General features: G+C 40.6%; 6 protein-coding genes, 1 tRNA gene and 5 pseudogenes. 1 reads left to right on the top strand and 11 read right to left on the bottom strand.

The window, feature by feature from the left end; all coding sequences use genetic code 11:
- Nucleotides 1-2: 2 nt before the first annotated feature.
- A pseudogene (pta, locus tag NYR89_RS03535) lies at nt 3-2,140 on the top strand (phosphate acetyltransferase).
- Nucleotides 2,141-2,252: 112 nt separating this feature from the next.
- On the opposite strand, the gene NYR89_RS03530 reads toward pta, so the two are convergent.
- The 11 genes and pseudogenes from NYR89_RS03530 to accD form a co-directional block, all read right to left on the bottom strand.
- Nucleotides 2,253-2,441, bottom strand: a complete 189-nt coding sequence (locus NYR89_RS03530) for a YegP family protein (RefSeq protein WP_279446364.1) — start codon at nt 2,439-2,441, stop codon at nt 2,253-2,255.
- A 113-nt stretch (nt 2,442-2,554) separates the two neighbouring features.
- Nucleotides 2,555-3,644 (bottom strand): annotated as a pseudogene (locus NYR89_RS03525) (lytic murein transglycosylase).
- Nucleotides 3,645-3,680: 36 nt separating this feature from the next.
- Nucleotides 3,681-4,598, bottom strand: a complete 918-nt coding sequence (gene truB, locus NYR89_RS03520; RefSeq protein WP_279446363.1) for a tRNA pseudouridine(55) synthase TruB — start codon at nt 4,596-4,598, stop codon at nt 3,681-3,683.
- A complete protein-coding gene (rbfA, locus tag NYR89_RS03515; RefSeq protein WP_279446362.1) occupies nt 4,599-4,982 on the bottom strand; it encodes a 30S ribosome-binding factor RbfA in 384 nt (127 codons plus the stop codon).
- 170 nt (nt 4,983-5,152) lie between these two features.
- Nucleotides 5,153-7,322 (bottom strand): annotated as a pseudogene (gene infB / locus NYR89_RS03510) (translation initiation factor IF-2); the annotation flags it as partial.
- Between the two features lie 92 nt (nt 7,323-7,414).
- Nucleotides 7,415-7,696, bottom strand: a complete 282-nt coding sequence (locus NYR89_RS10950; RefSeq protein WP_423848364.1) for a hypothetical protein — start codon at nt 7,694-7,696, stop codon at nt 7,415-7,417.
- 21 nt (nt 7,697-7,717) lie between these two features.
- Nucleotides 7,718-9,200: pseudogene (gene nusA / locus NYR89_RS03505) on the bottom strand (transcription termination factor NusA).
- Between the two features lie 16 nt (nt 9,201-9,216).
- Nucleotides 9,217-9,678, bottom strand: a complete 462-nt coding sequence (gene rimP, locus NYR89_RS03500) for a ribosome maturation factor RimP (RefSeq protein ID WP_039196865.1) — start codon at nt 9,676-9,678, stop codon at nt 9,217-9,219.
- A 221-nt stretch (nt 9,679-9,899) separates the two neighbouring features.
- Nucleotides 9,900-9,976 (bottom strand) — tRNA-Met (locus NYR89_RS03495).
- Between the two features lie 86 nt (nt 9,977-10,062).
- Nucleotides 10,063-11,367: a bifunctional tetrahydrofolate synthase/dihydrofolate synthase gene (gene folC / locus NYR89_RS03490; RefSeq protein WP_279446635.1), complete on the bottom strand. Its 1,305-nt coding sequence runs from the start codon at nt 11,365-11,367 to the stop codon at nt 10,063-10,065.
- A 55-nt stretch (nt 11,368-11,422) separates the two neighbouring features.
- Nucleotides 11,423-12,315: pseudogene (accD, locus tag NYR89_RS03485) on the bottom strand (acetyl-CoA carboxylase, carboxyltransferase subunit beta).
- Nucleotides 12,316-12,415: the final 100 nt, after the last annotated feature.

Genomic DNA, 12,415 nt, shown 5'->3' with positions numbered 1-12,415 from the left:
ATATGTCTAGAACAATTATTCTTATCCCAACTACAACCGGTGTAGGTTTAACAAGTGTTAGCCTTGGTTTAGTTCATGCATTAGAGCAAAAAGGCACAAAAGTTGGCTTTTTAAAACCTATCGCACAACCGATTACCGGTGAAGATACTTTAGACCGCTCTACTTCTATCATTAAAGGCGCACAAACCACAGAAGTGGGCGAACCATTTATGCTAAGCGAAGCGGAAGCGTTAATTGGTCAAAACCAAAGTGATGTTTTATTAGAAAAAGTAGTTGAGCGTCACCAACAATTATCAAAAAATAATGAAGTTATCGTTGTTGAAGGTCTAATTCCAACACGTAAAAACTCATACGCAAACAGCGTAAACTATGATATTGCTCAAGCGTTAGATGCAGAAATCATCTTAGTTGTCGCACCGGGTTCAGATAAACCGGCACAATTAAAAGAACGTATTGAAGCAACTGCATCAGAATTCGGTGGTCGTCACAATCCTAACTTGTTAGGTGTGATCATCAACAAATTTAATGCACCGGTTGATGAATCTGGCCGTACTCGTCCGGACTTAACGGAAATTTTCGATTCATTCCAACACAGCACACAAAATGCGGCGGAAGTGGAAGCATTATTTACGAAAAGCCCAATCAAATTACTTGCTTGCGTTGAGTGGAAATCCGATTTAATTGCAACTCGTGCGATCGATTTAGCGAAACACTTACACGCCGCAATTATTAACGAAGGCGAAATCCAAACTCGTCGTATTCGTGGTGTAACATTCTGTGCTCGTAGTCTTCCGCATATGGTTGATCATTTCAAAGCAGGTAGCTTATTAGTAACTTCTGCGGATCGTCCGGAAGTTTTAGTGGTCGCTTCTTTAGCGGTAATGAACGGCGTTGAGATTGGTGCAATCTTATTAACTGGTGGCTATAAAATCGAAACACCGATTGCTAAACTTTGCCAACAAGCATTTGAATCTGGTGTGCCGGTATTCCGTGTAGAAGGTAATACATGGCAAACTGCACTTAGCTTACAAAGTTTCAGCTTAGAGGTTCCTGCGGATGATAAAGAACGTATTGCATCAATTAAAGAATACGTTGCAAGTCAATTTAACCATGGTTTCATTGATGAAATTTCTAAAGCGACAACGCGTGCACGTCGTCTATCTCCAGCAACATTCCGTTATCAATTAACTGAATATGCACGTCAAGCGAGAAAACGCATCGTGTTACCTGAAGGTGATGAACCTCGTACTGTTAAAGCGGCAGCATTATGTGCGGAACGCGGTATTGCAGAATGTGTACTTTTAGCAAATCCTACTGATGTTCAACGTGTAGCGGAATCACAAGGTGTGGTATTAGGTAAAGGTATCACAATTATCAACCCTGAAGAAGTACGTGAAAACTACGTTGCTCGTTTAGTTGAGTTACGTAAAAACAAAGGTATGACAGAAGTGGTTGCTCGTGAGCAATTAACGGATACTGTGGTACTTGGTACAATGATGTTAGAAGCAGGTGAGGTTGACGGTTTAGTATCTGGTGCGGTACATACCACAGCAAATACGATTCGCCCACCGATGCAAATCATCAAAACTGCTCCGGGTAGCTCAATTGTTTCTTCAATCTTCTTTATGTTATTACCGGATCAAGTGCTTGTGTACGGTGACTGTGCGGTAAACCCAGATCCGACTGCAGAACAATTAGCTGAAATTGCAATTCAATCTGCAGAATCAGCGAAAGCATTTGGTATTGACCCACGTGTTGCAATGATTTCTTATTCAACCGGTACATCAGGTTCTGGTGCAGATGTAGAGAAAGTGAAAGAAGCAACTCGTATCGCACAAGAAAAACGCCCAGATTTAATTATCGATGGTCCGTTACAATATGATGCGCGGTAATGGAAGATGTGGCTCGTTCTAAAGCACCTAATTCTCCAGTAGCAGGTAAAGCAACCGTATTCGTATTCCCTGACTTAAATACCGGTAATACGACATATAAAGCAGTACAACGTTCTGCAGATTTAGTGTCTATCGGCCCAATGCTTCAAGGTATGCGTAAACCAGTTAACGACCTTTCTCGTGGTGCGTTAGTGGATGATATCGTATACACCATCGCATTGACTGCAATTCAGGCAACACAAGCTTAATGCCTAAATGCAAAATGCCCTCATTTGAGGGCATTTTTTATAGCTATAAAAGCGGTAAAATTCAGTAAATTTTTTTGTAAAAAAGCCCTGAATCTTCTTCAGGGCTTTTCAACTATGCTTCTTCTTTAGTTAAGTCTTTAACTTCAGTTTCAGCGGTAATTTTTTTCACTGCATCAATACCTTTTTGGCGACTTTGTTTTGTTGCATATCCTTCACCACCGGTTGCAATGGTTTGATGGTTACCGGATTTTAAACGCCAACGGAATTCACCTTTAGCATCTTTATAAATTTCAAAGTACATATTACTTTCCTTATTAAAAATCCCAAACTTATGTTTGGTACTGATAGCTTACTGATTTTAGTATAAATTGCAATTTATTAGATAAAAATTACCGCTTCTTTACAAAGGTAAAACTACTGCCCCACACTTGCCAAAATGCGATCAGCAAATTTACCAATGCTTACACCAAAATTATTTGATTTATTCCAATCCATTAAGGTACGGAAGTTATTTGATACTAAAAATGCTCTCCCCACTTCTTTATCCGGACGCACTAACCATAATTTTTTACCGTTTAAGGCACTTAGTTTTGCTGTTTCTTGTGAAGTTGGAAATGCCAAATATACTCCCCACGATTGCCATTCGCCTAACGTTTTAGCTTTATTCGCTTCAATGCCTGAGAATGATATATCAATTGGGCTAGATAATTTTACTTCAACGCCCCAAGGAACTTCATCATCCCAACCGACTGTAGAAAGATAAGATGCAATGGAGGCAAACGCATCTGCTTCCGTATTCCAAATATCTTTTTTACCATCGCCATTACCATCAGCGGCATAACTCAAATATGCCGTTGGCATAAATTGGGTCTGCCCCATTGCACCTGCCCAAGAGCCTAACAATTCATAACGATTAATTGTACCGTCATCAAGCATCTTCATTGCATTAACAAATTCTTGGGTAAAGAGCTTTTCACGGCGACCATCAAAAGCTAATGTTGCTAATACGGATAACACATCAAAATCACCTTGATAACGCCCGAAACTACTCTCCATACCCCATAAGGCTAAGATATATTCCTTTTGCACACCATATTTTTTACTCGCATTATTTAATGCTCCGTTAAATTCATACCAATATTCACTGGCTAGATTGACCTTATTTTGCGTCAGCACTTTACTTAAATAATTAGTAACACCATTTGGATTAGGTGGTGGAGGCGGTGTATTTGGATCACGCTTGCGTCGCTTGAGCCTGATCTAACTGTACTGCACGTGCATTATATTGGATGAATTTCTGGCTATTTAAAACTTTATCCGATACGCCTGCACCAGCGACTTTTTGCTTCAAGAAATGTACATAATCATTAAAATTATGCACAGTACGAGATTTAGTATATTTAGCGTCTATAGGAAGTTCTGCGTAACTACTACTTTTATTAGAACATCCGGAAAGAGCTAGAGCCATCATAGTGACTGGAATTGCTAAAAATTTTAATTTCATAAGATAAATATATAGCGAATAAAAAGTCGCTTAAAACTAAAGATTAACCATTCTACTTGGGCGAATTACATTATCGGCTGTAATATCAGCGACACCAAGGAATTGCGAATTATTTGAAAATAGACGAACTTGTCCATAAATTTGATTTATATTTTCAAACCTCACTCTTTGACCAAAACCGACCGCTTTAGTTTGCTCTGCGGTGAGATTTATTTTGGGTAGGCTTTCTACAGCAGTATCTAAAGGTAAAAGATGTTGATCCAACACTTCAAGCGGTTGATTTTCACTTAAATTTTGCAAATCTTCATAGCTCATCATTGCATCAATTGGATAATTTGCCACCGCTAAGCGGCGTAAAACCGTGACATGTGCACCACAGCCTAAAGCTTCACCCAAATCATCCACCAAAGTACGGATATAAGTGCCTTTTGAACAATGTACTTCTAACGTCAGATAAGGTGCGGAATACTCAATAAAATCTAGCTCAAAAATTGTAATCGGACGTGCTTCTCGTTCTACTGTAATACCTTGACGAGCATATTCATAAAGCGGTTTACCGTTATGTTTTAAGGCGGAGAACATGGTTGGAACTTGTAAAATATCGCCACGAAATTGCTCTAATGCCGCAATAATTTCTGCTTCACCAACATTCACTGCACGAGTTTCAACCACTTGTCCTTCAGCATCAGACGTATCAGTACGTTCGCCTAATTTGGCAGTAACTTGATAACGTTTATCCGAATCAAGTAAAAATTGCGAAAACTTAGTCGCTTCCCCCAAACAAATCGGTAACATTCCGGTCGCAAGCGGATCTAATGCACCGGTATGCCCTGCCTTATTTGCCTGAAATAAGCGTTTTACCTTTTGCAAGATATCGTTTGATGACATTCCTTGCGGCTTATCTAATAAAAATACGCCGTGAACATCACGGCCTTTTTTACGAGGTCTTGACACCTATTCGTCCTCTTTATGTTTAGCTTCATCGTTTTTAATCACATTCGATACAAGGTTAGACATACGCATCCCTTCTACCAACGATTGATCGTAAATAAAACGAAGCTCAGGCACGATACGTAAACGCATTGCTTTACCGACTAATGAGCGAATATACGGGCTTGCTTTTTCTAAGCCTTTCATACCTTGCTCAATCACGCTTTGATCATTATCGAATAAGAAAGTGACAAAGATTTTTGCATAAGCTAAATCACGGCTTACTTCCACATCAGATACCGTCACCATGCCGATACGAGGATCTTTAACCTCACGTTGTAAAATCAAAGCGATCTCTTTTTGTAGCTCTTGCGCTACACGATCACTACGTTTAAATTCTCTGCTCATATTTTCTCCAAAATGCAAACGAGGCACCACAAAAGCGCCTCAAAATTTTGTTAGGATTATACCCTAATTTGTGGTTATTAGCGACGTTCAGCCAAAAACAAGCGGTCAGTTTCCACTAAATTCTTGCAAATTTATGCAGAAATCTGACCGCTTTCAATCATAAAATGAAATTAGATGCTACGTTTCACTTCAACCACTTCGAATACCTCGATTTGGTCGCCAACTTTTACATCATTATAGTTTTTAACGCCGATACCACATTCCATACCGTTACGTACTTCTGAAACGTCGTCTTTGAAGCGGCGAAGAGATTCTAACTCACCTTCGAAGATTACTACATTGTCACGTAATACACGGATTGGATTGTTACGTTTCACTACACCTTCAGTTACCATACAACCAGCGATTGCACCGAATTTCGGATGACGGAATACATCACGTACTTCTGCTAAACCGATGATTTCTTGTTTGAACTCAGGTTGTAACATACCGCTCATTGCCGCTTTGATTTCGTTGAGCAATTCGTAGATGATTGAGTAGTAACGTAAGTCAATATTTTCTGCTTCAATGACACGACGAGCCGATGCGTCCGCACGTACGTTGAAACCAACCATAATCGCATTTGAAGCGTACCGCTAAGGTTGCATCCGTTTCAGTGATACCACCTACACCAGAACCTACTACTTTCACTTTTACTTCGTCTGTTGAAAGCTCTGCTAATGCTTGGCAAATGGCTTCTACCGAGCCTTGTACGTCCGCTTTAACAATCACATTAAGCTCTGCAACATCACCAGCGGTCATATTGCTAAACATATTTTCAAGTTTCGCTTTTTGCTGACGAGCAAGTTTCACTTCACGGAATTTACCTTGACGGAATAATGCTACTTCACGTGCTTTTTTCTCATCACGTACCACAGTTGCTTCATCACCGGTCGCCGGTACACCTGAAAGACCTAAAACCTCAACTGGAATTGATGGGCCAGCAGAGTCCACTTCTTTACCGTTTTCGTCACGCATCGCACGCACACGACCATATTCAAAGCCACAAAGTACGATATCGCCTTTGTTTAATGTACCTGATTGCACAAGGATTGTCGCTACTGGGCCACGGCCTTTATCAAGATAAGATTCGATTACGACACCGCTTGCCATACCTTCTTTAACTGCAGTAAGTTCTAATACTTCAGATTGAAGAAGAATCGCTTCTAGTAACTCGTCAATACCTAAACCTTTTTTCGCTGATACAGGTACGAACTGAACATCACCACCGAATTTCTCTGAAATCACTTCGTGTTGAAGTAATTCTTGCTCTACACGATCAGGATTTGCTTCCGGTTTATCAATTTTGTTTACCGCAACGACAATCGGCGCACCAGTTGCTTTCGCGTGCTGAATTGCTTCGATAGTTTGTGGCATTACACCATCATCTGTTGCTACAACAAGAACAACGATATCTGTTGCTTTCGCACCACGTGCACGCATAGAAGTAAATGCGGCGTGTCCCGGTGTATCTAAGAAGGTGATCATTTTACCGTCTTCCGTTTCAACGTGATAAGCACCGATATGCTGAGTAATACCACCTGCTTCACCTGCCGCCACTTTCGCTTTACGGATATAGTCAAGTAATGAGGTTTTACCGTGGTCAACGTGACCCATGATAGTTACTACCGGCGCACGTGTTACTTTTTCCGCATCCACGTCACGATCTTCCATTACCGCATCTTCAAGTTCATTTTCGTTACGTAAAATAACTTTATGTCCCATTTCTTCCGCAACAAGTTGAGCAGTTTCTTGGTCGATAACTTGGTTAATCGTTACCATTTCACCCATTTTCATCATCGTTTTGATGATTTCGGTTGCTTTTACCGCCATTTTATTAGCCAGTTCAGCAACCGTAATGGTTTCACCAAGCACAATATCCGCTTTATTTACTTGAACAGGTTTAGTAAAGGCTTGTTGTAATGCAGAACCTTTCTTCGCGTTTTTACCTTTGCCTTTCACATCTTTTTGGTTACGACGGTCTGCGCTACGCTCGTTTTTGTCTTCACGATCGCCTTTTTTCGCTTTATTTACACCGCCTTTACCACGACCGCGATTTGCTTCGCTACGACGATCATTATCACGATCTGCTTCACGCGCATAGGTTGAAGTAAAACGATCATCTTCAAATTCTTCACCACTTTCAGCCGCTTCTTCACGTGCAATTTCCGCTAAACGACGCGCATTTTCCGCCGCACGTTTCGCTTCCATTTCCGCTTTTTGACGCGCTAACTCTTCTTGTTTACGGCGGAGTTCAGCTTCTTCTTTTTTCTTCGCTTCTTTTTCCGGATCAAGTGCTTTCTCTTGTTTCGGTTGTTCTACTTTCGGTGTAGTCGCTTTCGGTTTACTGTTAGGCATAACAGGAACTGCCGGCGCAACCTTTTTAGCCGCTTCTACTTTTGCTTCTTCTGCTTTTTTAGTCGCTTCTGCTTCCGCCTTAGCTTTTGCTTCGGCATTGCTTTTTCCGCGACTTCTTTCTCTGCTAGAGCTTTTGCTTCCGCTTCCTGTTTTGCTTTTAAAGTCGCCTCTTCTTGTGCTTTTTTAACCGCTTCCGTATCAATTTTACGTGACTTACGCACTTCCACTTGGACTTTACCATCAGCAACGGTTGTTTTTGTACGACGTTGTAAGCTCAATTTCTTAGGTGCTTCGTTTTTAATTTCGTTATCACTCATTGTTTTATCTCCTTACAACGATTAGCTAAACCAGCAAATTTGACGAGCGACCATAATTAATTCGCTTGCTTTGTCTGCTGATAATTCTTCAATATCCGAAAGGTCATCCGTAGCTTGTTCTGCTAATTCTTCAAGCGTTGTGATACCTTTTTCAGCCAGTTTAAATGCGATATGACGATCTAAACCTTCTAAGTTTAATAAACGATCTTCAATATGCGCTTGTTTTAATGCTTCTTCTTCCGCTAATGCTTTTGCGGTAATCGCATTTTTCGCACGAGTTTGTAGCTCTTCTACTAAATCTTCATCTTCAAGACCATCGATAGAAGTTAATTCGCTTACTGGAATGAATGCAAGTTCTTCTAGGCTAGAGAAACCTTCATCTACTAAGATTTGTGCAAATTCTTGGTCGATTTCTAATGAAGTTACGAATAAATCGATAACTTTATTATCTTCCGCTTGATGCTTCTTATCTAAGTCTTCGGTAGTCATTACGTTTAATGTCCAACCGGTTAATTGTGTCGCTAAACGTACGTTTTGACCGTTACGACCAATTGCTTGCGCAAGGTTTTTGCTTTCAACCGCAATATCCATTGCATGTTTATCTTCATCAACCACGATAGAACTTACATCTGCCGGAGCCATTGCGTTAATGACGAATTGTGCCGGATTATCGTCCCAAAGCACGATATCTACACGCTCACCGCCTAATTCGCTACTAATTGCTTGAACACGCGCACCACGCATACCAACGCAAGCACCTACCGGATCGATACGTTTATCGTGTGATTTCACTGCAATTTTTGCACGAGAGCCCGGATCACGCGATGCACCTTTAATTTCGATGACATCTTCGCCGATTTCCGGTACTTCAAGTTTAAATAACTCTTCTAACATAATCGGTTTTGCACGTGTTACGAAAAGTTGCGGACCTTTTGACTCCGGTTTAATCGCATATAATACGCCACGTACACGGTCACCCGGACGGAAGTTTTCACGTGGAAGCATATCTTCACGCACGATTACCGCTTCCGCTTGGTTACCTAAATCTAAAATAATTTGATCACGGTTTACTTTCTTAACAGTTGCAGTGATGATGGTATTTAATTGTGAACGGAATTGGTCGATAACTTTGTTACGCTCCGCTTCACGAATTTTTGTGCTGATCACTTGGCGTGCAGTCTGCATCGTAATACGGTCGAATGGAATTGAATCTACTTCATCTTCAACGATATCGCCTAATTGCACGCTAGGATTTTCGTATTGTGCTCGCTTCTAAGCTGATCTCACGTGTCATATTGTGTACTTGTTCAACCACAATCCAACGACGGAAAGTTTGGAAATCGCCGGTTTTGCGGTCAATTACCACACGCACATCGATATCCATTTCTTTTTTCTTTTTAGTCGAAATGGCTAATGCTGTTTCAAGTGCTTCAAAGATAGCTTCTTTTGGCAATAACTTCTCGTTAGATACCGCTTCAGCGGCTAATAAAATTTCTTTACTCATTTTCTAGGTTAACCTTTTAGAAATTAAAAACTGGAACTAAGTTTGCTTTTTGAATATTACCGAATGCGAATTGACGAGCCTCATTATCTACTGTCAGCGTAATTAAATCGCCTTCTACACTCTCTAATTTACCTTGCCATTTACGGCGGTCGAACATTGGAATACGTAAGTGAATCACAACTTCTTGTCCGATAAAACGTTGGTAATGTGCAAGCGTAAACAACGGACGATCTAAGCCCGGAGATGAAACTTCTAAGTTATATTTATCCGCAATCGGATCTTCAACATCTAAAATTGCACTCACTTGACGGCTCACATCACTACAATCATCAATGGTTACGCCGCCTTCTTTATCAATATATAAACGTACTGTTAAAAAACGCCCTGCTCGTTGACACTCAATACCGACTAATTCACAGCCCATTGATTCAATGGTGTCAGAAACGAGTTCTTCTAATTTTTGTTCTAAAGTTGCCAAGGAAGCCTCCTAAATGACAGATATAAAAAAAGAGCCTTAACCAGCCCTTTTGATACGATTATTATGTACCAGCCACAAAAAAACCCCAGACGGAAAACCGTGGGGCTTTAAGCGGTTTGTTTTATACAAAATTTTGCGAATTATGTTCGTTATCGAAAATTAGCAAAGGCTATATATAAAACAAAACTCACAGCTTTAATCAAAACTGTGAGCCTTAAAACTGGTTGCGGGGGCCGGATTTGAACCAACGACCTTCGGGTTATGAGCCCGACGAGCTACCAAGTCGCTCCACCCCGCGTCTGATGTGGCTCATTATAGAGATTTCCAAAACCAATGCAAGCACTTTTTTCAAATTTGTTTTTGTTTGATTAACAAAACAACAAATCACTCCCCAACCCAAACTAAAAAATCGCTCACGGTGTGGAATGAGCCGAAAATCAGGATAATATCGGTTTTGCTCGCTTTGGCGAATAATGATTCGGTCGCTTCGGAAACCGTTTGGTAATAACAAGCGGTCGAATTTGGTAAAACTTTTGCAAGTTTTTGATAGACTTCTTCACCTGACTGTCCTCGGTATCCGTCTAAGCCGGCACAGTACCATTCGTCAATAACATTTGCCAATGGCTCTACGATTCCGCTTAAGTCTTTATCAACTAATGCACTAAATACGGCATAAATCTTTTGGTTAGCCTGTTTCAGCGAACTTAATCGCCCTGCCAAATATTTTGCCGCATGCGGATTATGTCCGACATCAATAATCACTTGAGCAAGCGGTTGTTTTCCGGAAAAGTTTGCAAAATCTTTTTCGGTTAACGTTTGGAAACGGGCTGTCATTTGTGCTTCTTGCAATGCGGCTCTAACTACTTGTTCATTTATTTCAAACGGAAGTTGAGCCAACGCGGCTAAAGCGGTACCGGCATTCGGAATCGGAATTTGCGGCATCGGTAAATCTTGCCAATCAATAAATTCCGATTGCCAGTGAAAGCGGTTATTTTCTACAGAATATTTCCAATTCACATTGCGTCTAACCACTTGGCAATTAAGTGCTTTCGCTTGCTGTAAAATGCTTCTCGGGCAATCCGGTTCACCGATAATTACCGGTATATTTTCACGGAAAATGCCTGCTTTCTCTCGCCCGATATCTTCTCGGTTATCGCCGAGAAAATCCACGTGATCGATATCGATTGAAGTAATTATCGCTAAATGCGGATCAACAATATTGGTTGCATCTAAACGTCCGCCAAGCCCAACTTCTAAAATGACAATATCTAAATTTGCCTCTTTAAAAAGCCGCAGTGCCGAAAGCGTACTAAACTCAAAATAGGTTAAAGAAGCGGTCTTTTTTTGTTGGATTTTTGCAAATGATTGCACATGGGCTTCGTCATTGAGTAATTCGCCTTGAATTCTCACTCGTTCGTTATAACGAATTAGGTGAGGAGATGAATAGACACCGACTCGATAACCGGCTTTAAGCAAGGCTACTTCCAATAAACGACAAGTTGACCCTTTCCCGTTAGTACCGGCAACGGTGATAACATAAGGTGCCGGCTGAAGTAATTCGAGCGCTTCCGCTACGCTTTTAATACGTTCTAAGCCCATATCAATCGGCTTAAAATGCGATTTTTCTAAGTAATCCAACCATGTGGCGAGGCTATCATTAATAGTTGGAACAATTAAAGTATTCATTATATCTTTTCCAAAAAAGAAAGCCACGTATAACGTGGCTTAGTCATGCTAAATAAAATTACGCTTCTTCAACAATAAGTTCCGCTGTTTTAAACGGCGTTGGTTTATTGGTCATTTTTGCACATAAACGAGCAAGCGTATCACGCATATCTTTACGTTGTACAATCATATCAATTGCACCGTGTTCTAATAAGAACTCTGCACGTTGGAAGCCTTCTGGTAATTTTTCACGCACAGTTTGTTCAATAACTCGTGGGCCTGCGAAACCGATTAACGCTTTAGGTTCTGCGATATTGATATCACCTAACATTGCTAAACTTGCTGAAACACCGCCTAGTGTCGGATCTGTTAAAACAGAAATAAACGGCACACCTTTTTCACGCATTTTCGCTAAGATCGCACTCGTTTTCGCCATCTGCATTAAAGAGAATAATGCTTCTTGCATACGAGCACCGCCAGATGCGGAGAAACAGATAAACGGAATATTTTCCGCTAATGCACGCTCCGTCGCACGCACGAACTTAGCACCGACAACCGAGCCCATTGAACCGCCCATAAATTCAAAGTTAAATGAAGCGACTACTACCGGCATATTATGTAATGTACCGCACATCGTAATAAAAGAGTCTTTCTCTCCGGTCTGTTTTTGCGCGCAGTTAAACGATCTTTATATTTTTTCAAATCTTTAAATTTTAAGATGTCCTGCGGTTCTAACTCTGCGGCAATCTCTTGTGCACTATCTTGATCTAATAACGATAATAAACGAGTACGTGCATCAAAACGCATATGATGATTACATTTTGGGCAAACATTCATATTACGTTTAAGTTCTTCGCTGTACAGGACCTGTTCGCGACTCGTGCATTTCGTCCAAACACCTTCTGGCACTTTGGATTTGCTACTGCTTGATGATGAAGAGGTTCTACCTAAAATTCTTTCAATCCAGCTCATTTTTTAACCTTATTATTCTGACAAAAAATTATCGGTATTAAAGCATAATTTCAATCTTTTGGATATGCTTTAATCATATAATCTGCTCTGATCAGCTGAA

Source organism: Actinobacillus arthritidis (genome assembly GCF_029774155.1).
Classification (GTDB): domain Bacteria; phylum Pseudomonadota; class Gammaproteobacteria; order Enterobacterales; family Pasteurellaceae; genus Actinobacillus; species Actinobacillus arthritidis.
Note: the sequence above shows the minus strand (reverse complement) of the source record. Positions and strands in the feature narration are given on the sequence as shown.

Coding starts and splice junctions, on each gene's coding strand:
- NYR89_RS03530 (WP_279446364.1), bottom strand. CDS start 2,441: ATGTACTTTGAAATTTATAAAGATGCTAAAGGTGAATTCCGTTGGCGT.
- rbfA (WP_279446362.1), bottom strand. CDS start 4,982: ATGAGCAGAGAATTTAAACGTAGTGATCGTGTAGCGCAAGAGCTACAA.
- NYR89_RS10950 (WP_423848364.1), bottom strand. CDS start 7,696: ATGAGTGATAACGAAATTAAAAACGAAGCACCTAAGAAATTGAGCTTA.